Raw genomic sequence first — 22,558 nt, 5'->3', positions numbered from 1 at the left:
AGGCAGCCTGAGCTGCCTTTTTTATTTGCTGAATACACAGAGCGAAATAACCTTCAAGTCTTTTCATTATTCTTTTTCATCACAGCGTGAAATGACTAATTTTTTATTCCGGACAACACTAAACCCGCCCAAAAGCATTAACCCTTTTTAATGGAATAAAAAATGAAACTGTCTAAAATTGCGCTGGCACTTGCCACTCTCACCGTTGCGTCATCCGCTTTAGCCCATGGTTATGTAGAATCTCCAGCCAGCCGCGCTTATATGTGTAAGCTCGGTAAAAATATCGACTGCGGCAGCGTTCAGTATGAACCACAGAGCGTGGAACGCACCTCTGGATTCCCGACTGGCGCGCTGCCACCGGATGGACAGCTGGCCAGCGCCGGTATTTCCCAATATTCTCAGCTCGATCGCCAGAGCCTGAATGCATGGACCAAGACCCCTATTACGGCGGGTAAAAATACATTTACCTGGTTCCACACTGCGCCACATAAAACCGTTAACTGGCGCTGGTATATTACTAAGCAGGACTGGAATCCAAATAAACCGCTGACCCGCGATCAATTTGAATCCACCCCATTCTGTACCGTAAATGGTAATGGCCAGGCACCGGCTCAGCGTCAGGAAATGACCTGTAATGTTCCGCAGCGTACAGGCTACCAGGTTATTTATGCGGTCTGGGAAATTGCCGATACCACCAATAGCTTCTATCAGGCGATCGACGTTGATTTCGGTAATGGCGGTAACGTTACGCCAGATGAAACCCCGGCGGTGGTGTCCGAGTGGGCCAACACCCTCGACGGCCAGATTTCCGGTAACAACGTCAATGCAGGCGACAAAGTGATCGCTCGCTTCTTCGACGCAAACGGCGAAGTGACCTCTATGCGCACCGAACTGACCATCTCATCTGCGTCTCAGGGCCAGGCAAGCCAGTGGGCATTCGATCTGGCGCAGGCGATCAACGCCGCGCACAGCGATGTCCGTGTGGGTATGAAAGATGCAAACGGCGAAGTGAACCCGGTTCACGGCGCGAACAACGTCTACGTGAAGGATGGCAGCACCCTGAAATCTGTCGCGGTGTCTTATGAAGAGCAACAGACTCAGGCCAGCGAAGATATCGCCGTGACCAACGTGCAGTTCAGCAAAATCAAAAACGGCGCGGCAACCGTGACCTTCCACGTGAACACCCAGGGCAACGTCAACCTGGAAGCACGCGTGATGAACCACGCCGGGGCAGAAAAAGGCTATGTGAAGCAGGACATGAACAACGCCAACCAGGACGTGACCATGAACCTGTCTGACGTGACGCCAGGTCACCATATGCTGAAATACTACGCGACCAACAAGGATGGCGTTATGTTCGCGCAGGACGTGATTGACATGATGCTGGAAGGTGAAGCGTCAAACACCGATAACGGCAGTGCAGGTAAATACGACTACACCTACCCGCAGAATATCGCCTCCTACAAAGCCGGTACCGTGGTACTGCAGCCGAAAAATGGCAAAACTTACAAGTGTAAGACTGCGCCATACAGCGGCTACTGCATCCAGTACGCAGCGGGCGCTAACCAGTTCGAACCGGGTGTCGGTTCCCACTGGACCATGGCGTGGACCCTGAAGAAATAAGTTGTCCTGTTTGCCGGGTGGCGGCTTCGCCTTACCCGGCCTACGGGTTGGTGCGGTTTGTTTGTCCGACAAACGGAACCGTACGGATTTTGTAGGCCCGGTAAGCGTAGCGCCACCGGGCATTTTTTACTGATTGCGCGTCGCGCGCAGCAGTTTCTCCAGCGGGTAGACCGCCGCAATCACCACTTCATCCTGAATCTGCGCCGCCTTATCCAGCTCGCCCTGAATCGACGCAATCTCGTTATCATCCAGCGTTCCCTGACGCGCCACCAGATCCGTTAAGCGCAGCCCAATCGTCGCCAGCTTATCCACCGTCTGAATCACCGGCTTCAGCGCTTTCAGCTGATAGCTGTTTTCGGCCAGCGCCAGCGCGTCCGGGGTGTTGGTCTGCCAGCGGGTAAAGAGATGACGCAGGGACTCCGCGCTTTCGCTGTCTTCGGCATCGCTCACCAGCCGCTCGGCCCAGCGGTCCATCTGCCGCACCTGGTTGCTCTCCGGAGGCAGCGCGTCGGCCAGGCGGTTCAGCGGCTCAAACAGATCGTAGTTTCCGGCCTGGAACTTGAGATGATTGCGGGTGTAATACTGGGCAGGCTCCAGCGCCTGGGCGAGGATGTTCAGCGCCATCGTGTCGGTGGTGTTCCCCAGACGGGTGAACTGCACCTGCTGACGGGCATGTTGTTGTAAGCCCACCGATACCGTCGACCAGCTGTCCATTGCCTGCAGGCGGGTGTACATGTTATCGACATCCGTTACGTCCTGCGCCGACCACAGCCGCTCCGCCACCGCAAACGCCCGCGGCCACAGCTTGATATCCAGCACCGGGGCAGACACATTTTCCGCCCACAGCGCCGCCTCGCCGCCCAGCAGATTCGCCTGCTGGCTGGCGTCAGGCACCGCCGGGGCGATCCCTTCCGGCACCGCATCCAGCCGCTGACCCGTCACCGGATAGCGGCCGTTACCCAGCAGGAAATAGCCCTCAATCTTGTCGTCCTTCACCGTTACCACCGGGCGGGTTTCTCCCATCCAGGTATCGACGGTGAAGCTCACCTGGTTGTCGCTGCGCCAGTCAATGTCCTGTACCGCCCGCCGCGATTTGCCGCTGAAATCGATAAACCCGCGCCAGCCCGCGTCGCCTTTCACCAGCGTGAAGCTCCCCTCCACCGGCTTGCCCTTCAGGCGCGGCAGGGTAAAGGACCAGCTCTGGGCGCTGTCGCGATCGGTGATGACGTCCACGTTGTTGAGCCCCTGGGGCACGATCTCATTGCGGTAGTGATAGGCGGTGTACTGGGGCTGATCGAGATAAAACCCGGTGGAGAGAATTCCTTTGTAGCCCTGCTTCGCCACCTCGCCCAGCGCGTCCTGCCCCTGCCAGGACTGGATCAGAATGCTTTTCGGCAGATCCGGGTGGAAGATCTCATCCCAGCCCACCATCTGGCGCTGGTTTTTCTCGAGGATCGTCTCCAGCTTGCGGTTGAAGTACGCCTGCAGGGCGTGGCTGTCGGCCAGCTTGTTGTCGCGCATAAACTGCTGGATGGCGGGGTTGGCTTTCCACTGGCTGTCGTCCACCTCATCGCCGCCGATGTGCAGATAAGGATCCGGGAAGATCGCCGCCAGTTCGGCGATCATCACCCCGGCAAAGACGTAAGTGGCCTCTTTGGTGGGATCCATCACCGGCTTGAGCACGCCCCAGTGACGCTCCATCTCATAGGGCCCCGTGGCGCTCATCAGCTCCGGATAGGCCACCGCGATGGCCGAGGCGTGGCCGGGCATGTCAATTTCAGGCACCACGCGAACGCCACGCGCGGCGGCGTAGCGCACCACGTCACGCATCTGATCCTGGGTATAGAACAGGCCGTCGCTGGCGAGTTCGGTTAGTTTCGGGTAGCGCTTCGAGGCAAAACGCCAGCCCTGATCGTCGGTTAAATGCCAGTGCAGCACGTTGAGCTTCGCCGCCGCCATGCCGTCGATCTGGCGCTTGATGTCGTCGAGCGGAATAAAGTGGCGGGCCGAATCGAGCAGCAGGCCGCGCCACGGGAAGCGCGGGGCATCCTCAATGCTGACCCACGGCAGGGAGGTATTTTCCGCACCGTTCTGGATCAGCTGCAGCAGGGTCTCCATCGCCCGCAGCGCGCCGAAGCGGGTGTTGGCGGTGATAGTCACCCCGCTGGCGTCCACGGTGAGTGTGTAGCTTTCATCGCTGTCCGGTTTCGGCTGGGGGGCCACCTTCCGGGCGATGGCGATGGCTACCGTCGGTTTTTCGGGTTTGTCGGCCTGGGGCTGGAGGGTCCAGCCGGTTTGCAGCGCCACCCGCTGACGCAGGCGTGTCACCGCGTCACCGAGATCGTCCCCCGAGACGCTAACGGAGAAGTTATTGTTGATGACCAGCGCGCCCTGGGTGGCAGGACGTTCGACCTTTGCAGGCCAGGGCATCAGAGGGAGATCGCCTGCCGGGGCGGCAAACGCAGAAAAGCCGAGCATAAGCCCGGCGGTCAGGAGGCTGTACCGTAACATGAATGTTCCTTATTTGACGGGCCGAAAAAAGGCAAAACATTCTGTTAACATGTGCGCAAATTAGCGTCAAGCGATTTGCCGGGTGGCGGCTTCGCCTTACCCGGCCTACGTTAGGATCGTAGGCCCGGTAAGCGCAGCGCCACCGGGCACAAACCTACTGCCAACCGTACCGGCGGCTATAGAACCCTTTCACCTGCTGCGTCAGCACCATGTACCCGGCGAGGATCGCCACCAGCCACGGGAAGTAGCCGAGCGGCAGCGCCTGCAACTGCAGATACCCTGCCAGCGGCGAGAACGGCAGCGCGATGCCAAGCACCATCACCAGCCCCGTCATCAGGATCAGCGGCCAGGCGGCGCGGCTCTGGAGGAAAGGAATGCGGCGGGTGCGGATCATATGCACAATCAGGGTTTGCGACAGCAGCCCAACCACGAACCAGCCGGACTGGAACAGGGTCTGCTGATCCGGCGTGTTGGCGTGGAACACGAACCACATCAGGCAGAAGGTCAGAATGTCGAAGATCGAGCTGATCGGGCCGAAAAAGAGCATGAACCGGCCGAGTTCTGACGGATCCCAGCGCTGCGGCTTGCGGATCTGATCCTCGTCGACGTTATCAAAGGGGATCGCCACCTGGGAGACGTCGTACATCAGGTTCTGGATCAGCAGATGCAACGGTAGCATCGGCAGGAACGGCAGGAACGCGCTCGCCACCAGCACGCTGAAGACGTTGCCGAAGTTGGAGCTGGCGGTCATTTTGATGTACTTGAGCATGTTGGCGAAGGTGCGGCGACCTTCGATCACCCCCTCCTCCAGCACCATCAGGCTCTTCTCCAGCAGAATGATATCCGCCGCTTCCCGGGCAATATCCACCGCACCGTCAACCGAAATCCCGATATCCGCCGCACGCAGCGCGGGCGCATCGTTGATGCCATCCCCCATAAAGCCCACCACGTGCCCCTCGCGCTTCAGCAGGGTAACAATGCGCTCTTTGTGCATCGGGGTCAGGCGCGCGAACAGCGTGGTGCGCTTTGCAAGCAGAGCCAACGCGTCGTCAGAAAGCGTTTCGATCTCGCTGCCCGTCACCACCTCGCCCGCATCCAGCCCCACTTCGCGGCACACTTTCGCCGCCACCAGCTCGCTGTCGCCGGTAAGGATTTTCACCGTGATGCCGCTGTTTTTCAGCGCCCTGAGCGCCGGAGCGGTGGTCTCTTTCGGCGGATCGAGGAAGGCGATGTAGCCTTCGAGGATCAGATCCGATTCGTCGACGCGCTGGTAATCCCCCTCGCGGGCCGGCAGAAACTTGCTGGCCACCGCCACCACACGCAGCCCCTGGCGGTTGAGGTTATCGGTGACGCGGCGGATGCGCCGCAGCATGCTGTCGTCCAGCGGGACAATCTCGCCGTTGTGCCGCACCTGGGTAGATACATTCAGGATCTCCTGCAGCGCCCCTTTGCAGATCAGCTGATGCACCCCCTGCTCTTCACTCACCACCACCGACATGCGGCGGCGCTCGAAATCAAAGGGGATCTCATCCACTTTCTGCCAGCGGGTCGAGAGGGTGCGGGCTGTGGCTTCATCCACCCCTTCCAGCACCGCGACGTCGAGCAGGTTCTTCAGCCCGGTCTGGTAGTGGCTGTTCAGCCAGGCGGTATTCAGCACCCGCTCGCAGACCTTGCCCGACACGTCGGTGTGATGCTCCAGCACGATCTTGTCCTGAGTCAGGGTGCCGGTTTTGTCGGTGCAGAGGATATCCATCGCGCCAAAGTTCTGAATGGCGTCGAGATGCTTGACGATCACCTTTTGCTTCGAAAGTTTTACCGCCCCGCGCGCCAGGGTCGAGGTGACAATCATCGGCAGCATCTCCGGAGTGAGCCCCACCGCCACCGAGAGCGCAAACAGCGCCGCTTCCCACCAGTCGCCTTTGGTGTAGCCGTTAATCAGCAGCACGATGGGGGTCATCGCCAGCATAAAGCGGATCAGCAGCATGCTGACGCGGCCAATGCCCTGCTGGAAGGCGTTGGGCTCGCTCTCCTGCTCGCTGACGCGCCCGGCCAGCTGTCCAAACCAGGTGTTTCCTCCGGTGGCGATCACCATTGCCTGCGCCGTGCCGCTGACCACCGTGGTGCCCATAAAGCACAGGGTGTCGCACTCCAGCGGGTTGCTCTGCTGCGGATCGCGGCTGTGGGCGACCTTCTCCACCGGCAGGGATTCGCCGGTCAGCGAGGCCTGGGCCACAAACAGGTCCCGGGCCTGGAGAATGCGTAAATCCGCCGGGATCATGTCCCCGGCCGCCAGCTTCACCAGATCCCCCGGCACCAGCTGGTCAATAGGTACCTCCCGCCAGCCGCTTTCCCCTTTGTCGTTGAGGGTGCGCAGGACGGTGGCGGTGTTGCTGACCATCGCCTTCAGGGCATCCGCCGCCCGGGTGGAGCGGGCCTCCTGGATAAAGTTCAGCAGCGTGGAGATGCCCACCATCAGGGCGATCACCCCGGCGGCAAACAGGTCTTCGGTGGCATAGGAGATAACGCCCAGCACCGTCAGCAGCAGGTTGAAGGGGTTGCGGTAGCAGGCCCACAGATGCACCCACCAGCGGGCCGGTTTTTGCACCGGGATCTGATTCTCGCCGTGCGTGGCGCGAGCGGTTTCGACCTCAGCGGCCGTCAGCCCTTCCGGATGGCTGGCAAAGGTCCGCCACAGCGCGGGCTCTTCCATTGCGGCCACCCGCAGACAGTGGGCGGCAAGCGCGCCGGGCATGACGGTATCGGTTTTGCCCGTTGCCATCGGGTCGCGCTGCACCAGACGGCGCGGCAGGTGGCGGCTCAGCCGGGCCAGCAGCTGTTGTGTGAAATTTTTGAACATAACACGTCCCCCGCACCCGTGAAAACGGGCGCAGTCTTGCCTTCAGACGTGACAAAGCCACGTCTGAGCGGCGGTATCAGTTATGCAGGAACGTTGAATAACGTTACTGCCTTACGCATCCGGTAAGGCAGTGAGTACAGGCTTACCGGAAAGAAAGGTTTCTCCCTCGCGGGAGAGGGGTGGGATCGGGATCCATACAGCCTCCGGTAAGTAAAAAAAGGTAAGTCGGCGCGCAGTATAGCGTTTTAGCCATACCGTTCGTGACAATTCGGGCGGTATGATACCGGCCGGGCATTAAACCAAACGTAAACCAGACTTTGCCCATTGCGGAACCGGACACCCGATTTAGGCTTATTGATTATTTCATCAATGCGTTACAGGAATGAAAGCATGCAGAATCGCCTCACCATTAAAGACATTGCGCGTCTGAGCGGCGTGGGTAAATCCACCGTCTCACGGGTGCTGAACAACGAAAGTGGTGTCAGCGAGCGCACCCGCGAACGCGTCGAGGCGGTGATGAATCAGCACGGCTTCTCTCCGTCCCGCTCGGCGCGCGCCATGCGCGGGCAGAGCGACAAAGTGGTGGCGATCATCGTCACCCGTCTGGATTCGCTGTCGGAAAACCTGGCGGTACAGACCATGCTCCCCGTCTTCTATGAACAGGGTTACGATCCGATCATGATGGAGAGTCAGTTTTCGCCGCAGATGGTCGAGGAGCACCTCGGGATGCTGAAGCGACGCAACATCGACGGCGTGGTGCTGTTTGGCTTTACCGGCCTCAGCGAGCAGATGCTCACCCCGTGGCAATCGTCGCTGGTCATGCTGGCCCGGGATGCCCGCGGCTTCGCATCGGTGTGCTATGACGATGAAGGGGCAATTCACGTTCTGATGCAGCGCCTGTACGACGGTGGTCACCGGCATATCAGCTATCTTGGCGTGCCGCACAGCGACGTGACCACCGGCCAGCGCCGCCATAATGCCTACCTGGAATTCTGCAAACAGCACGCCCTGCCTGCGGTCGCCGCGTTACCCGGTCTGGGGATGAAACAGGGCTATGAGAAGGTGGCTGACGTGCTGACCCCGCAGACGACCGCGCTGGTCTGCGCCACGGATACTCTGGCCCTGGGCGCTAGTAAGTACTTACAAGAACAGCGCATCGACAGCCTGCAGCTGGCGAGCGTTGGCAACACGCCGCTGATGAAGTTCCTCCATCCGGAGATCGTTACCGTCGATCCCGGCTACGCCGACTCCGGCCGTCAGGCCGCTATGCAGCTGATTGAGCAGATCAACGGCCGCAGCGAACCGCGCCAGATCGTCATTCCCGCCGCCCTCTCCTGAGCGTCAAAAGACGCTTTATTGTGATCCTCGCCCGGTTTCGGGAACGTTCCCATTTTCCGCGTTACGTTGAAAGAGTAGGCTTGCCACCAGTCCCTAACCCCTACCATCTGTCATGAGGTTTCATGATGAGCAAAGTAAAACAAACGGATATCGACCAGCTGATCGTGCTGGTTGGCGGACGTGACAACATCGCCACGGTCAGCCACTGCATTACCCGCCTGCGTTTTGTGTTAAACGATCCGGCCAAAGCTAACCCCAAAGCCATCGAAGAGCTGTCGATGGTGAAAGGCTGCTTCACCAACGCCGGGCAGTTCCAGGTGGTGATTGGCACCGAGGTGGGCGATTACTACAAGGCGCTGCTGGCGACCACCGGCCACTCGTCGGCCGATAAAGAGCAGGCCAAAAAGGCCGCGCGCCAGAACATGAAGTGGCATGAACAGCTCATTTCACATTTCGCAGAGATTTTCTTCCCGCTGCTGCCGGCGCTGATCAGCGGGGGCCTGATCCTCGGCTTCCGTAACCTGATTGGCGATGTGCCGATGAGCGACGGCAAGACCCTCGCCCAGATGTACCCGGCGCTGCAGAGCATCTATGACTTCCTGTGGCTGATTGGCGAGGCGATCTTCTTCTATCTGCCGGTGGGGATCTGCTGGTCGGCGGTGCGCAAAATGGGCGGCACGCCGATTCTGGGTATCGTGCTGGGCGTGACGCTGGTCTCTCCACAGTTAATGAACGCTTACTTACTTGGGCAGCAGGTGCCTGAGGTGTGGAACTTCGGCCTCTTTACCATCGCCAAAGTGGGCTATCAGGCGCAGGTTATCCCGGCCCTGCTGGCCGGTCTGGCGCTGGGGATGATCGAGACCCGCCTGAAGCGCATGGTGCCGGATTACCTCTATCTGGTGGTGGTGCCGGTCTGCTCCCTGATCCTGGCGGTGTTCCTCGCCCACGCCTTTATCGGTCCGTTCGGCCGCATGATTGGCGATGGCGTGGCATATGCGGTGCGTCACCTGATGACCGGCAGCTTCGCCCCGATTGGCGCCGCGCTGTTTGGCTTCCTGTATGCCCCGCTGGTGATCACCGGCGTGCATCAGACCACCCTGGCGATTGATATGCAGATGATCCAGAGCCTCGGCGGCACCCCGGTGTGGCCGCTGATTGCCCTGTCGAACATTGCGCAGGCCTCGGCGGTCACCGGCATCATCATCGTCAGCCGTAAGCATAACGAACGTGAAATCTCGGTGCCGGCGGCGATCTCCGCCTACCTCGGGGTCACCGAACCGGCGATGTACGGCATCAACCTGAAATACCGCTTCCCGATGCTGTGCGCGATGATCGGCTCCGGGCTGGCGGGCCTGCTGTGCGGGCTGAACGGCGTGATGGCTAACGGCATCGGCGTCGGCGGTCTGCCGGGCATCCTCTCTATCCAGACGAGCTACTGGCAGGTCTTCTCCCTGGCGATGGCCGTGGCGATTATCGTCCCGATGTTGCTGACCACCGTTATCTATCAGCGCAAGTTCCGTCAGGGCGCGTTGCAGATTGTTTAATCTCTTTCGGGGCGCAGTTGCGCCCCTTCGCATTTGCAGGAACGCACTATGAATACCCTTCCTCACTGGTGGCAAAACGGCGTCATCTATCAGATCTACCCCAAGAGCTTCCAGGATACGACCGGGCGCGGCACCGGGGATTTGCGCGGCGTGACCTCGCGTCTCGACTACCTCAAAACCCTCGGCATCGACGCTATCTGGCTGACGCCGTTCTATATCTCTCCGCAGGTGGATAACGGCTACGACGTGGCAAACTACGTCAGCATCGATCCGGCCTACGGCACGCTGGATGATTTCGACGCGCTGGTGGCCGCAGCCCATCAACGCGGGATCCGCATCGTACTGGATATGGTGTTTAACCACACCTCCACCCAGCACGCGTGGTTCCGCGAGTCGCTCAATAAAGAGAGCCCGTACCGCGAGTTCTACATCTGGCGCGACGGCACCCCGGAGCAGCTGCCCAACAACTGGCGCTCCAAGTTCGGCGGCAACGCCTGGCGCTGGCATGCCGAAAGCGAGCAGTACTATCTGCACCTGTTTGCCCCGGAGCAGGCGGATCTCAACTGGGAAAACCCGCAGGTGCGCGCCGAGCTGAAAAAAGTGTGCGAGTTCTGGGCCGATCGCGGCGTGGACGGCCTGCGTCTCGACGTGATTAACCTGGTATCGAAAGACCAGGATTTCCCCGACGATACGATCGGCGATGGCCGCCGCTTCTATACCGACGGACCGCGCATTCACGACTATCTGCAGGAGATGAGCCGGGACGTCTTTACCCCGCGCAACATGATGACGGTGGGCGAAATGTCCTCCACCCGCCTGGAGCACTGCCAGCAGTACGCCGCGCTCGACGGGCGGGAACTGTCGATGACCTTTAACTTCCACCATCTGAAGGTGGATTATCCCAACGGCGAGAAGTGGACGCTGGCGAAACCGGATTTCGTGGCGCTGAAAGCCCTGTTCAGCCACTGGCAGCAGGGGATGCACAACCGGGCGTGGAACGCGCTGTTCTGGTGTAACCACGACCAGCCGCGCATCGTCTCACGCTTTGGCGATGAGGGAGAGTATCGCGTCCCGGCGGCGAAGATGCTGGCGATGGTGCTGCACGGGATGCAGGGCACCCCTTACGTCTATCAGGGCGAAGAGATTGGCATGACCAACCCGCACTTCACCCGCATCACCGACTACCGCGACGTGGAGAGCCACAACATGTTCGCCGGGCTGCGCGCCCAGGGGCGGGACGCCGACGAGCTGCTGGCGATCCTCGCGAGCAAATCCCGCGATAACAGCCGCACGCCGATGCAGTGGGATGCCTCAGCCAATGGCGGGTTCACCACCGGCGAGCCGTGGATCGCCCTGAGTAATAACGCGGAAACGATCAACGTCGAGGCGGCGCTGGCCGATCCCGACTCGGTGTTTTACGCCTACCAGAGGTTGATCCAGCTGCGTAAAACCCTGCCGGTGCTCACCTGGGGGGATTATCAGGATCTGCTCCCGGATCACCCGTTCCTGTGGTGCTATCGCCGCCAGTGGCAGGGCCAGACGCTGATGGCGATCGCCAGCCTGAGCCGCGAGTGCCAGCCGTGGCAGCCGCAGGCGGTTGAGGGCGACTGGCAGGTGGTGATGAGCAACTATCCTGAAGTCTCGCCGCAGCCTGGCGCCATGACCCTGCGTCCGTTTGAAGCGGTATGGTGGCTACAGTCTTAACGGGCATGCCGGGCGGCTCGAGGGCTGCCCGGCATGCGGATTAATTTTGTTTATTAATTATACAATTACTGAACTGTTGTCTTTACAATTCCTCAATCGCCCACCCGCTGTACTCTTCCCTGGATACCTTGTTCTGAATCAAATAAATCGCAAACTTGTTTGATGCAAATCACTATATGTAGCGCTTAGAATGCACGCCGACCCAACATCTTGTATTTAACGTCTACAATTTCAACAATGAGACGGCGTCAACGCTGGCCGGAATTGTGGATAACATGTGTTGGTAACCCGGGAAGTGGCTGGGCTGACTGTTGTTATGCCAAAAACCCACTTTCCTCTTCTCTGTGGATAACCTGTTTCTAAAGGAGTGGTCATGACACCGCATGTGATGAAACGAGATGGCTGTAACGTGCCTTTCAAATCAGAGCGCATCCAGGAAGCGATTCTGCGTGCAGCTAAAGCAGCGGGAGTCGATGACGCAGATTACTGCGCCACCGTCGCAGAAGTCGTCAGCAATCAGATGAAGGACCGCAGCAAGGTCGACATCAACGAGATCCAGACCGCGGTGGAAAACCAGCTGATGTCGGGCCCGTATAAGCAGCTGGCGCGCGCCTATATTGAATACCGTCACGATCGGGATATCGAACGTGAAAAACGCGGTCGTCTGAACCAGGAGATCCGTGGCCTGGTCGAGCAGACCAACTCTGCGCTGCTCAACGAGAACGCCAATAAAGACAGCAAAGTGATCCCCACCCAGCGCGACCTGCTGGCCGGTATCGTCGCCAAGCACTACGCCCGTCAGCACCTGCTGCCGCGCGACGTGGTGCAGGCCCACGAGCGCGGGGATATTCACTATCACGATCTCGACTACTCGCCGTTCTTCCCGATGTTCAACTGCATGCTCATCGACCTGAAAGGCATGCTGACCCAGGGCTTCAAGATGGGCAACGCCGAGATTGAGCCGCCGAAATCAATCTCCACCGCCACCGCGGTGACCGCGCAGATCATCGCCCAGGTCGCCAGCCATATCTACGGCGGCACCACCATCAACCGCATCGACGAAGTGCTGGCCCCGTTTGTCGCCGCCAGCTATGCCAAGCATCGCCAGGTGGCGGAAGAGTGGCAGATCCCGGATGCGGAAGGTTATGCCCGCTCCCGCACCGAGAAAGAGTGCTACGACGCCTTCCAGTCGCTGGAATATGAAGTGAACACCCTGCACACCGCCAACGGTCAGACGCCGTTCGTCACCTTCGGCTTTGGTCTGGGCACCAGCTGGGAATCACGCCTGATCCAGCAGTCCATTCTGCGCAACCGTATTTCCGGTCTGGGCAAAAACCGTAAAACCGCGGTGTTCCCGAAACTGGTGTTCGCCATCCGCGATGGCCTGAACCACAAGTTTGGCGATGCCAACTACGACATCAAACAGCTGGCGCTGGAGTGCGCGAGCAAGCGCATGTATCCGGACATTCTGAACTATGACCAGGTGGTGAAAGTCACCGGCTCGTTCAAAACCCCGATGGGTTGCCGCAGCTTCCTCGGCGTGTACGAAGATGAAAACGGCGAGCAGATCCACGACGGGCGCAACAACCTGGGCGTGATCAGCCTGAACCTGCCGCGCATCGCGCTGGAAGCCAAAGGCAACGAGGCCACCTTCTGGACGCTGCTGGACGAGCGCCTGCTGCTGGCGCGTAAGGCGCTGATGACCCGTATCGCCCGCCTGGAAGGGGTCAAAGCGCGTGTCGCGCCGATCCTCTATATGGAAGGGGCCTGCGGGGTGCGCCTGAAGGCTGACGATGACGTGTCTGAGATCTTCAAAAACGGTCGTGCGTCTATTTCGCTGGGCTATATCGGGATCCACGAAACCATTAACGCCCTGTTTGGCGACCAACACGTCTATGACAGCGAAGCCCTGCGGGCGAAAGGTATCGCTATCGTGCAGCATCTGCGCGGCGCGGTAGATAAGTGGAAAGACGAAACCGGCTACGGCTTCAGCCTCTACAGCACCCCGAGCGAAAACCTGTGCGACCGCTTCTGCCGCCTGGATACCGCCGAGTTTGGCGTGGTGGAGGGTGTCACCGATAAGGGCTACTACACCAACAGCTTCCACCTCGACGTGGAGAAGAAGGTGAACCCGTATGACAAGATCGACTTTGAAGCGGCCTACCCACCGGTGGCGAGCGGCGGTTTTATCTGTTACGGCGAGTACCCGAACATTCAGCACAACCTGAAGGCGCTGGAAGACGTGTGGGATTACAGCTATCAGCACGTGCCCTATTACGGCACCAACACGCCGATCGACGAGTGCTACGAATGCGGCTTTACCGGCGAGTTCGAATGCACCAGCAAAGGCTTCACCTGCCCGAAATGCGGTAACCACGATGCCGCCCGCGTCTCCGTGACCCGCCGCGTATGCGGTTACCTCGGCAGCCCGGATGCACGTCCGTTCAACGCCGGCAAGCAGGAAGAGGTGAAGCGCCGCGTGAAGCATCTGGGGAATGGGCAGATCGGTTAATCCTCTGCCACATTGATGCCCGGTGGCGCTGCGCTTACCGGGCCTACGGACCGCACTCTCATTGTAGGCCGGGTAAGCGCAGCGCCACCCGGCGTGGTTACACGCTATGAACATCCATCAATACTACCCGGTCGACATCGTCAACGGTCCCGGCACCCGCTGCACCCTGTTTGTCTCCGGCTGCATCCACGAATGCCCCGGCTGCTACAACAAAAGCACCTGGCGGCTGAACTCCGGAATGCCGTTCACCGCTGATATGGAACAGCGGATCATCGACGATCTCAACGACACACGCATCAAACGCCAGGGGATCTCCCTCTCCGGCGGCGATCCCCTGCATCCACAGAACGTGCCGGATATTTTGCGGCTGGTGCAGCGCATTCGCGCCGAGTGCGCAGGCAAAGATATCTGGGTCTGGACCGGCTATAAGCTGGATGAATTAAACGATGACCAGATGCAGGTAGTGGACCTGATCAACGTGCTGATCGACGGCAAGTTTGTGCAGGACCTGAAAGATCCGATGCTTATCTGGCGCGGCAGCAGTAATCAGGTGGTGCATCATTTGCGTTGAGCTCAAAACCGGCTCAAACACTCCATCGCCACGGTTTTAAACTCGTCGAAGTCTTGGCAGCCGCACAGCCGGGTCATCGCCCGTTCGCGCAGGAAGGTGACGAAGATATCGTAGATCGCCATCGCCTCCTCATACTCGCTTTTACTGATCGCCAGCAGGAAGATCACGTGCGCGGTGTCATCACCCCACTGGATGCCCTGCGGGGCCAGCACGGTATAGACCACGGTTTTTTGCGCCAGCAATCCGAGGGAGTGCGGCAGGGCGATACCGTCGCCGAGCAGGGTGCTGACGATGGCCTCGCGCTCCACCACCGAGTCGAGAAACTCCGCGTCTACAAATCCCTCCTCCTGCAGCTGGTCGCACAGCTCCCGGAACAGCGTCTGCTGGTCGATGGGGCGATCGATGACGCGGAAATGGCTGGCGTCGAAGAACTTCTCCAGCATCCACGGGCGCGTTCTGTCCACCAGCACCAGCTTGCCGATCTGCTCCAGCTGATAGTCGGTCGGGAACGGGGCGATCAGCACCACCGGCTTGGCTTTTTCCGCGATCCGCGCGGTGGAAATCACGAAATCTTCGCTGATGCTTTCGCACTGCTCGTACTCCCGCAGGGTCAGGGTGCGCGTCACCTCGATTTGCGGGTATTTACGCTGCAATACCGCCTCGATCATTCGCACCATCGCGTTGCCCGCGTCGCAGACCAGCATCACCCGCGGCTGGCGCTGATAGCCAATATTGTAATGGCGCTCCAGACCGACGCCGATGTGCAGCACCAGGAAACCGATCTCGTTTTCGCTGATCACATAGGGGGTGTATTTTCCCCAGCTGGAGACCGCCGCAAGGGTCATGTCCCACGCCATCGGGTAGTGCTGCTTGATGTTATCCAGCAGCGGATTGGGGATCATGATCTGGTAGCGCACGCGGGTGATCATGGTTTTTATGTGGGTCAGCAGATCCGCATGCAGCTGAGTGTCGTCGAGCAGGTTGTAGTTAAAGTGGGTGTTGATATAGCGCAGGATGTAGTTCACCAGCGCCTCTTCATCATCGGCGTTGATGGCGCTGGGGGAGATCTCCTGCACCTGGCGGGCGGCGATATGCACCCCCAGCCAGGTCTCTTCCGCAGGCGAAAGGGTCTTATCCGCCAGCCGGGCGATGGCGCTGGCGATGTCCCGCGCGGCATCGCGCACGTTCTCAGCCACCTCTTCGGCGTTAAATTCTGGCAGCGGATAGCCTTCGCTGATGCGCCGCACCGTCACCGCGCCGTAGAGGCGTAAAAACAGCTCGCCTTCGTCGGTGAGGCGAATATGGTGGCGGGTGAAGGTCTCATGCAGCACGGCGGCGAGCTGTTCCGGCACGCCGGCATTCAGCGCCACTTCGGTGACCAGCGGATTGAGGTTGTCCTGCTGCGCCAGCTGCCACAGCAGATCGGTCAGGCAGGCGCGGATCGCCATCTCGCTGCCAAACAGCTTCATGCCGTGGCGCGGGCGGGTCTCCAGCGTCAGGCGATAGCGGTGAAACCACTCGCGCACCTCCGCCATATCGCTTTGCAGCGTGGCGCGGCTGACAAACCACTCGTTGGCCAGATCCTCCAGCTTGAGGGAGAACGCCGAAGTGAGAAAGCGCACCACCAGGTAGTGCACCCGCTCCGGGCCGGTGCGTGGGATCCGCAGCATCCGCGGGTGGGAATCCTGCAGCTGCTGGTAGCGGGCCTGATCGTCAATTTTCAGCTGATAGCCGTTCCCGCGGCTGAGGATAAACTGCGCCCCGTTCCCCGCCAGCAGCGCGTTGAGCGCGGTAATGTCAGCCCGGACGGTACGCGTGGATACCGACAACCGTTGCGCCAGTTCGTCCTGAGGCAGCGTCTCGTTCTGCAACATTTCAAACAGTTGCGCTAAACGTTGGTTGGGAAATCGCACGGGGTTGTCCTCTTACTGCTTAAGGTGAAATGACCATCTGGGATGGGCTGCCGACCGGGGTATAGTCTGGCTCGAAGCTCAGCTTGCCGTCCTGCGCCACGCGGAAACGGGTGATGTTATCGCTGCGCTGGTTCATGACGTACAGCCAGCGTCCCTGTTTATCCAGCGTCAGGGTGCGCGGGTAATCGCCACGCGTCCAGACATCGTCCCGATGCGTCAGCGTGCCATCCGCCGTTACGGTAAAGTGCCCGATGCTGTTATGCAAACGGTTAGCGACATACAGCTGCTTTCCATCGGCACTGAGTGCCAGCCCGGCGGCAAAACTGGTGCCTTTATACCCTTCCGGCAGCGCAGAGATCGTCCTGCCCTCTTTCAGCGTGCCGTTGGCCTGCATGGCATAATGGGTGAGCGAAGACGCCTCTTCGTTAATCAGCCACAGGGCATCGCCTTTTGGCGTAAAGACGAAGTGGCGCGGCCCGGCGCCTTTCGAGGAGGCGCTGATAAACGGCGGATCGTTCGGGGTCAGCTTGCCGCTTCGATCGTCAAAACGGTACTGATAGATGCGATCCAGCCCCAGATCGGTGGAAAAGACAAATTTCCCGCTCGGATCGGCGGCGATCATGTGCGCATGGGGACCGTTGTGATCGCTGATGGCAAAACTGCCTTCGGCTGCCGCTTCGGGTTTTGCGGCACCCGGCTCGCCCCGATCCTGATGTCTATCGGTGGCATCACCCAGGCTGCCGTCTGCATTGATCGGCAGCACCGCAATGGATCCGCTGACGTAGTTGGCCACCAGCAGGTGCTGGCCGTTTGGCGTCAGGGAGAGATACACCGGGCCCGCACCGCCGGACGCCACCTGATTCAGCTCACTCAGCTCGCCGTTTTCGCCCACCCGCAGCGCCTGCACCACGCCCTGCTCCACTTCGCTGGCCAGATAGATCGTTTTGCCGTCGTGTGAAGCGGCCAACTGCGCGGCGTTCGGCAGCTTGCTCACCAGCGTTTTGTTGCCGAGCGCGCCGGATTGCGGGTCGAGGGTAAAGCGATACAGCCCTTCACCGTTCGGATTGTAGGTCCCCACCCAGGCATATTGCGTCTGGGCGACAGCGGCGGTAGCAAGTAGAGAGAGTGAAGCGACAAGCAGGTTACGGGTGTGCATGGTGGCTCCTGATCGTTATTCCCTCTCCCTGTGGAGAGGGTTAGGGTGAGGGATAGTTTTACTTCACCAGCTTCTTCGTCATTTCCAGCAGCGTACGCACATCTTCCGGGCGCGTGTCGCCGCTGGCTTTGTCGATGATCGAGCTGTAGATATGCGGAATGATCTTGCTCACGCCCGCATCCAGAGCGATCTGCAGGATCGCTTCATAGTTCTCCAGATCGATTCCCCCGGTCGGCTCCAGCCAGAAGTCGTGACGGGCGCAGGCTTCCGCCACCGCTTTGTATTCGTCACGGCACTTCAGACCGCCCATCGGGAAGTATTTGATCGAGCTGCCGCCGAAATCCTTCAGCAGGGCAATCGCCGTTTCCACCGGCACGATGCCGTCCGGTGCCGCGCTGCTCAGCGGGCCGGTGGAGATTTTCACCATCCCGACGGTGCCGGTCGGGGAGACCAGGCCGTTAACCACGGACTCGCTCTGCCCCAGCAGCGCGCGGCTGGTGGCCACGCCGGTGAAGACCTGGTTGACGTGCTGCGGCTGCACCTGGCGGGAGATTTCGCTCACCATCGCCGACTGGTTCGGATCCCCCGCCCCCAGGCCCACGGAGAGGGCGTTATCGATCAGGGCGGCGTACTCGCGCATGTCCGCCACGGCGCTGTCCACGTCCGGGTAGTTTTTGGAGAGCACGCCCACCAGCACATGGCCTTCTGCCGCTTCATAGATGGCGCTGGCGTTGGCTTTGGATCCGGCCAGCACGTTCAGACACACGCGGTCGCGGTAAAAATTGGGGGTCAGTTTCATGCCTTTTTCTCCTGGCCTAATACTTCGCTGATGCGGCGATAGACGATATTCAGTTGGTCTGCGCTGACGCTGCGCACGTCGGCTTCGATAATCCCTTCGTTAGCTTTGTAGCCACGGAAGTAGATAGCGTATTCGCCCTGCTTCAGGGCATGCACCAGGTCGCCGGTGCCGACGCCGGTAGTGGCTTCGTCGAACTTAATCTCGGTGCGGGCGATATCGCGACCCGCGCTGTCCCAGACCACGCGCGCGGTGACGCCGTTCAGGGTGTTGAGCGCGTCGATAAACGGCGTCATCTTCGCCACCATCTCGGCCCCACTCTCTTTGGCTGCCGTCAGGTAGTGTTCGATGGCGCAGGTCAGGCCCAGAATGCCCTCTTTACCCACCTTCATGGCGCGGCCAATGCCTGCCGTCTGACGCTTGACCCACTCGACGTACTGGGTTCTGCCGATCACCAGGCCGCTGGTTGGCCCTTCGATGGCCTTCGCGCCGCTGTAGATCACCAGGTCCGCGCCGGAGCGGTAGTAAGCGTGCAGATCTTCTTCTGCCGCCGCGTCGACGATCAGCGGCAGGTCGTGTTTACGCGCCACCACTGCCGCCTGCTCCACGCTGAGCATGCTCTTCTGCACGCAGTGGTGGGATTTGATATAGAGGATTGCCGCAGTGCGCGGGGTGATCGCTGCCGCCAGCTGATCGGCGGAGCATTCGTTGGCGTAACCGGCTTCCACCAGCCTGCCGCCGCCCAGCGCCACCATGGTGCCCACCGGGGCGCCAAAGTTAACGTTGTGGCCTTTCGGCAGGACAATCTCGTTGTTCTCAATCGGGGTGACGTGCAGGTTCTCCAGCAGCCAGTCGCTCTCTTTCACCAGCACCGCCGCCACCGACTGGGCGATGCCCGCCGAGGCGCAGGAGACGACGGTCGCCCCTTCCACATCCAGCAGCTTCGCGATGTACTCACCGGTTTTGTTGACCAGATCCTTCATCTCGAAGTACTGGTTCATGCCGTCCATCGCCGCCTGCACCACTTCCGGGCGCGGGGTTGAGACGCCGAGCGCCGTCATACGCCCGGAGGTGTTAATCACTTGTTTTAAATTGTATTTCTCAAAAATTGAAGGCATGTTCCGTGCTCCCTTGTTCGGTCATGTAGCCCTTGCCCGCGCGGATCGCGGCAAGCGGCACCAGAATGTGTTCAGCCTGCAGGCTGTCGTTTTCCGCATCCGTCAGCACGGTTGGCTGGCGTTTAATCGTAAACAGCGTCAGGTCGGCGTCGAGACCTGCCTGAATGCGGCCTTTATGGGCCAGGCGCAGGCCGTCGGCGGCGTTGGCGGTCACGCACTCGATCACCTGCGGCAGCGACATGCCGATGGCGAGAAACTTCGACATCACGCTCGAAAGCGAGCCTACCGGGCCGTTAATGCGGTTGCGGCAGTAGATGTCCGAGCTGATGGTGTGCGGCAGAATGCCCATCGCGATGGCGCGTTTCGCCACCTCAAAGCTGAAGCTCGCGGTGCCGTGGCCGACGTCCAGACGCACGCCGCGCTTCAGGGCGTTGGTGACGGAGGCGCGCAGTTCCCCGGAGGGGGTCAGAATGCGGTTCGGTTTGCCGTTGTAGCAGTGGGTGATGATGTCGCCGGAACTCAGCAGATCGGCGATTTCGTCGAGATTCGGCGGGTTGTTGCCGATGTGTACCATCAGCGGCAGATCGCCGTTCTCTTTCTGGATAGTTTTGGCGCGCTCCAGCGGCGTAATGCCGTTCTCACCGACCACGCTGCTGCTCATGCGCGCTTTCAGGCCGACGATAAAATTCGGGTGGCGTTGTAACGCCTGCTTCACCGCGTCTGCGTCGATGTTGGCCATGTTGGCCAGTTCGTTCTGGGCAATCAGCCCCACGCGGGAGATGTTCAGCAGGGCAAATACCTCGGTGGAGGCCTTACGGGTGATGGCGTAGAAGTCGTCCACGTCATCCGCCCCGGTGCTGCCGGCGTCCACTACCGAGGTGACGCCGGTGGCAATGCCCACGCTGTCCGGCTCGTCGTGGTAAATCGGGGAGTTCGGGTAGCAGTGGACGTGGGAGTCAATCCAGCCTGCGCTGACAAACACTTCGCCGTTCAGCTCCACCGTTTTTTGGGCAGGCGCGGCGATGTCGCCCACCGCTGCGATCTTCCCGTCCTGAATGGCGATATCGGTCAGGGTATCGTCGGTGAGGCGCGCGCGGCGCAGGAGTAAATCAAACATGGGGTTCTCCTGATAAGGCGGGCGCCTGAGCGCCCGCGGGTATTAAAGGGCGACCGGGAACAGCCAGCCCAACAGCATCGCGCCGAGGATGGCGCCACCGGTAATCGGCTTCTGCCAGATGTAGAACAGCAGGGCGCCTAACAGGGAACCGATGCCGATAGGAATCGACGCGGTCATCGCGCTGAGGATAATCAACGGCCCGAGGAAGCGGCCGGAGGCGTTACCCGCGCCCATCATCACGTCAGCCCCGTAGGTGGAGTTGCTCTGATTGATGGTGAACTTGCGCGCCAGGATGATGATGTAACCAATCGCCAGACCAATAATCAGGCCGGTCGCCAGCGAGGCGATAAAGTTGGTCACCGGGAACATGATGCCCGCCCCCAGCAAGAGCGCCGGAACGCCGAGGCCCACCCCGGTCTGGATCGCCCCGCCGATATCGAGGATCCCCACCAGGGAGCCTTCGATAATACGAGCAAACAGGAAGCTGGCGCCGAACGCCGCCACCGCGCCGTAGGCACCGGTATCGATACCCGCTTTCAGCATCGCCACGAAGGCCACTTCGTTAAAAGCGCCGATACCGTAGAGGTAGTACATGTGCGTCCCGGCGAACACGCCGGAGGAGAGCAGGCCAACGAAGATCGGGAACGACCAGTCGGCATACCAAAAACCTTTATTCTGTTCCATTTAGAGGCTCCTGTTACTTGCCGCTGAGCGAGTTGTGGATCATGTCGAGCCAGTTCGGCACGGTCAGATGGAAGGATTCAATCATCTTCATGTCGAAGCCGCGGAAGAAGCCGCTCAGCACGAACAGCGCGACGATGGCGACCATCATCACTTTGGTGACGTGGTTCCAGCCGCTCTCTTCCACGCCTTTACCGATCAGGATCCCCAGCACCAGGCCCGGTACGGCGTTACCCATAATCAGCTGCGCCGCGCCGCCAAAGACGGTGGCCCAGAAGCCCGATTTTTTACCCGCATCGATAGCCGCCAGCCAGAAGATCACCGGCATTACGGTGTTCACCAGCAGGTTAGCGGCAGGTACCAGCACCTTCACGGCGGTCACCTGAAGCGCAGCAGGAACGGACGACGCGGTGAGGTTCAGGAAGGTGACGACAATCATGCCGATCACGCCGCAGGCGATCGCCATTTTGCGGGGATCGTGCAGCGTCTCGCCGACGTTGCGGTTTTTGATCATCAGCGCCGCGGCACCCCAGTTCGGGATGATGCGGTGGTCAACGTCCTGGGTGAAGGAGCCCGCCGCAACCGACGAAGCCCAGGCGTTGAAGAAGAAGCCTAACCCAAAGGAGAAGTGAGACGCTGGGTCTCCCTCACAGGAGTTCAGCTCCCCCAACGTACGAAACGCGCCCATACCCTGTGTGGTAGGCGCATGAAACATGCGTGCAGCCCCGGCGCCCACGCCGACGCCAACCAGGCCGCCGATGATGAGCGATTTTATTAAAATTATCAGGAACATTAGTCTGCCCTATTAGTAAGAATCAGCGTTGCGTGACAAAGTCCACCTGGTCCAGATTGATGGCAGTCACGTTGACGGTCACGTCCAGCTCCACGCTGTAGGTGCGTCTTTCCCGGCGCAAAAAGAAGAACAGAAACGCCTCTTTACGCACCGCTTCTTGCGCCTGAACAACCTGCACATCCTGTGGCTCAATACGCAGTAAGATATGCGGCGATGCTTTCATCACCGCGGCCTGAACGTGGTTCAGCGCGTCGGCAAAGGCGCGCGCTTTGGCGTCACCCTTGCCTTTCACTCTCACCGTGGTGGTGAACTGTTCTTTCATGC

The 22,558-nt window shown here is 60.1% G+C and carries 17 protein-coding genes; 6 read left to right on the top strand and 11 right to left on the bottom strand.

Annotated features, from left to right (window positions below):
- Positions 1-162 precede the first annotated feature (162 nt).
- Positions 163-1,623 carry an N-acetylglucosamine-binding protein GbpA gene (gbpA, locus tag ACP4QI_RS02190; RefSeq protein ID WP_285127516.1) on the top strand — a complete coding sequence of 487 codons (1,461 nt, stop codon included), beginning with the start codon at positions 163-165 and terminating at the stop codon, positions 1,621-1,623.
- A gap of 126 nt (positions 1,624-1,749) precedes the next feature.
- On the opposite strand, the gene ACP4QI_RS02185 is transcribed toward gbpA, so the two are convergent.
- The 3 genes from ACP4QI_RS02185 to mgtL form a co-directional block, all read right to left on the bottom strand.
- A complete protein-coding gene (locus ACP4QI_RS02185) occupies positions 1,750-4,134 on the bottom strand; it encodes a beta-N-acetylhexosaminidase (RefSeq protein ID WP_426495451.1) in 2,385 nt (794 codons plus the stop codon).
- 154 nt (positions 4,135-4,288) lie between these two features.
- Complete coding sequence (gene mgtA, locus ACP4QI_RS02180; RefSeq protein WP_426495450.1) at positions 4,289-6,991, bottom strand: magnesium-translocating P-type ATPase; 2,703 nt, start codon at positions 6,989-6,991, stop codon at positions 4,289-4,291.
- A 142-nt stretch (positions 6,992-7,133) separates the two neighbouring features.
- Positions 7,134-7,187 (bottom strand): mgtA regulatory leader peptide MgtL, encoded by a 54-nt coding sequence (gene mgtL, locus ACP4QI_RS02175; RefSeq protein ID WP_426495585.1) that lies wholly within the window; start codon positions 7,185-7,187, stop codon positions 7,134-7,136.
- A 194-nt stretch (positions 7,188-7,381) separates the two neighbouring features.
- On the opposite strand from mgtL, the gene treR reads away from it, so the two are divergent.
- The 5 genes from treR to nrdG all read left to right on the top strand — a co-directional run bounded on the left by treR (position 7,382) and on the right by nrdG (position 14,660).
- Complete coding sequence (gene treR / locus ACP4QI_RS02170; RefSeq protein ID WP_156262781.1) at positions 7,382-8,329, top strand: trehalose operon repressor TreR; 948 nt, start codon at positions 7,382-7,384, stop codon at positions 8,327-8,329.
- A 125-nt stretch (positions 8,330-8,454) separates the two neighbouring features.
- A complete protein-coding gene (gene treB / locus ACP4QI_RS02165) occupies positions 8,455-9,873 on the top strand; it encodes a PTS trehalose transporter subunit IIBC (protein WP_185902406.1) in 1,419 nt (472 codons plus the stop codon).
- A 48-nt stretch (positions 9,874-9,921) separates the two neighbouring features.
- Positions 9,922-11,577, top strand: a complete 1,656-nt coding sequence (gene treC / locus ACP4QI_RS02160) for an alpha,alpha-phosphotrehalase (protein WP_426495449.1) — start codon at positions 9,922-9,924, stop codon at positions 11,575-11,577.
- Positions 11,578-11,950: 373 nt separating this feature from the next.
- Entirely contained in the window at positions 11,951-14,089 is a 2,139-nt protein-coding gene (gene nrdD / locus ACP4QI_RS02155) for an anaerobic ribonucleoside-triphosphate reductase (RefSeq protein WP_426495448.1), read from the top strand.
- A gap of 106 nt (positions 14,090-14,195) precedes the next feature.
- On the top strand, positions 14,196-14,660 hold the full coding sequence (gene nrdG / locus ACP4QI_RS02150; RefSeq protein ID WP_142488011.1) for an anaerobic ribonucleoside-triphosphate reductase-activating protein: 465 nt from the start codon (positions 14,196-14,198) through the stop codon (positions 14,658-14,660).
- Positions 14,661-14,662: 2 nt separating this feature from the next.
- On the opposite strand, the gene ACP4QI_RS02145 is transcribed toward nrdG, so the two are convergent.
- The 8 genes from ACP4QI_RS02145 to ACP4QI_RS02110 are packed head-to-tail and all read right to left on the bottom strand — an operon-like array spanning position 14,663 to position 22,556.
- A complete protein-coding gene (locus ACP4QI_RS02145; RefSeq protein ID WP_426495447.1) occupies positions 14,663-16,573 on the bottom strand; it encodes a BglG family transcription antiterminator in 1,911 nt (636 codons plus the stop codon).
- A 19-nt stretch (positions 16,574-16,592) separates the two neighbouring features.
- Positions 16,593-17,729, bottom strand: a complete 1,137-nt coding sequence (locus ACP4QI_RS02140) for a lactonase family protein (RefSeq protein WP_426495446.1) — start codon at positions 17,727-17,729, stop codon at positions 16,593-16,595.
- A 58-nt stretch (positions 17,730-17,787) separates the two neighbouring features.
- On the bottom strand, positions 17,788-18,528 hold the full coding sequence (gene dagF, locus ACP4QI_RS02135) for a 2-dehydro-3-deoxy-phosphogluconate aldolase (protein WP_156262776.1): 741 nt from the start codon (positions 18,526-18,528) through the stop codon (positions 17,788-17,790).
- Positions 18,525-19,643 carry a DgaE family pyridoxal phosphate-dependent ammonia lyase gene (locus ACP4QI_RS02130; RefSeq protein WP_285127523.1) on the bottom strand — a complete coding sequence of 373 codons (1,119 nt, stop codon included), beginning with the start codon at positions 19,641-19,643 and terminating at the stop codon, positions 18,525-18,527. The genes dagF and ACP4QI_RS02130 overlap by 4 nt, the downstream gene beginning before the upstream one ends.
- Entirely contained in the window at positions 19,627-20,760 is a 1,134-nt protein-coding gene (locus ACP4QI_RS02125) for an amidohydrolase/deacetylase family metallohydrolase (protein WP_426495445.1), read from the bottom strand. The genes ACP4QI_RS02130 and ACP4QI_RS02125 overlap by 17 nt, the downstream gene beginning before the upstream one ends.
- Positions 20,761-20,802: 42 nt before the next feature.
- Positions 20,803-21,444 (bottom strand): DUF4310 family protein, encoded by a 642-nt coding sequence (locus tag ACP4QI_RS02120; RefSeq protein WP_142488005.1) that lies wholly within the window; start codon positions 21,442-21,444, stop codon positions 20,803-20,805.
- A gap of 13 nt (positions 21,445-21,457) precedes the next feature.
- Positions 21,458-22,234: a DUF4311 domain-containing protein gene (locus ACP4QI_RS02115; RefSeq protein WP_142488004.1), complete on the bottom strand. Its 777-nt coding sequence runs from the start codon at positions 22,232-22,234 to the stop codon at positions 21,458-21,460.
- 22 nt (positions 22,235-22,256) lie between these two features.
- On the bottom strand, positions 22,257-22,556 hold the full coding sequence (locus ACP4QI_RS02110; protein WP_006810338.1) for a DUF4312 family protein: 300 nt from the start codon (positions 22,554-22,556) through the stop codon (positions 22,257-22,259).
- Positions 22,557-22,558 lie beyond the last annotated feature (2 nt).

This window comes from Leclercia sp. TB492 (genome assembly GCF_049974505.2).
GTDB lineage: Bacteria > Pseudomonadota > Gammaproteobacteria > Enterobacterales > Enterobacteriaceae > Enterobacter > Enterobacter adecarboxylatus_C.
Note: the sequence above shows the minus strand (reverse complement) of the source record. Positions and strands in the feature narration are given on the sequence as shown.

What these genes read in the sequence shown, in the direction of transcription:
- ACP4QI_RS02185 (WP_426495451.1), bottom strand. Translation starts at nt 4,134, where the DNA reads ATGTTACGGTACAGCCTCCTGACCGCCGGGCTTATGCTCGGCTTTTCT.
- ACP4QI_RS02140 (WP_426495446.1), bottom strand. Translation starts at nt 17,729, where the DNA reads ATGCACACCCGTAACCTGCTTGTCGCTTCACTCTCTCTACTTGCTACC.
- treB (WP_185902406.1), top strand. Translation starts at nt 8,455, where the DNA reads ATGAGCAAAGTAAAACAAACGGATATCGACCAGCTGATCGTGCTGGTT.
- mgtA (WP_426495450.1), bottom strand. Translation starts at nt 6,991, where the DNA reads ATGTTCAAAAATTTCACACAACAGCTGCTGGCCCGGCTGAGCCGCCAC.
- nrdD (WP_426495448.1), top strand. Translation starts at nt 11,951, where the DNA reads ATGACACCGCATGTGATGAAACGAGATGGCTGTAACGTGCCTTTCAAA.
- nrdG (WP_142488011.1), top strand. Translation starts at nt 14,196, where the DNA reads ATGAACATCCATCAATACTACCCGGTCGACATCGTCAACGGTCCCGGC.
- gbpA (WP_285127516.1), top strand. Translation starts at nt 163, where the DNA reads ATGAAACTGTCTAAAATTGCGCTGGCACTTGCCACTCTCACCGTTGCG.
- ACP4QI_RS02110 (WP_006810338.1), bottom strand. Translation starts at nt 22,556, where the DNA reads ATGAAAGAACAGTTCACCACCACGGTGAGAGTGAAAGGCAAGGGTGAC.
- treR (WP_156262781.1), top strand. Translation starts at nt 7,382, where the DNA reads ATGCAGAATCGCCTCACCATTAAAGACATTGCGCGTCTGAGCGGCGTG.
- ACP4QI_RS02115 (WP_142488004.1), bottom strand. Translation starts at nt 22,234, where the DNA reads ATGTTCCTGATAATTTTAATAAAATCGCTCATCATCGGCGGCCTGGTT.
- treC (WP_426495449.1), top strand. Translation starts at nt 9,922, where the DNA reads ATGAATACCCTTCCTCACTGGTGGCAAAACGGCGTCATCTATCAGATC.
- ACP4QI_RS02120 (WP_142488005.1), bottom strand. Translation starts at nt 21,444, where the DNA reads ATGGAACAGAATAAAGGTTTTTGGTATGCCGACTGGTCGTTCCCGATC.
- ACP4QI_RS02125 (WP_426495445.1), bottom strand. Translation starts at nt 20,760, where the DNA reads ATGTTTGATTTACTCCTGCGCCGCGCGCGCCTCACCGACGATACCCTG.
- dagF (WP_156262776.1), bottom strand. Translation starts at nt 18,528, where the DNA reads ATGAAACTGACCCCCAATTTTTACCGCGACCGCGTGTGTCTGAACGTG.
- ACP4QI_RS02130 (WP_285127523.1), bottom strand. Translation starts at nt 19,643, where the DNA reads ATGCCTTCAATTTTTGAGAAATACAATTTAAAACAAGTGATTAACACC.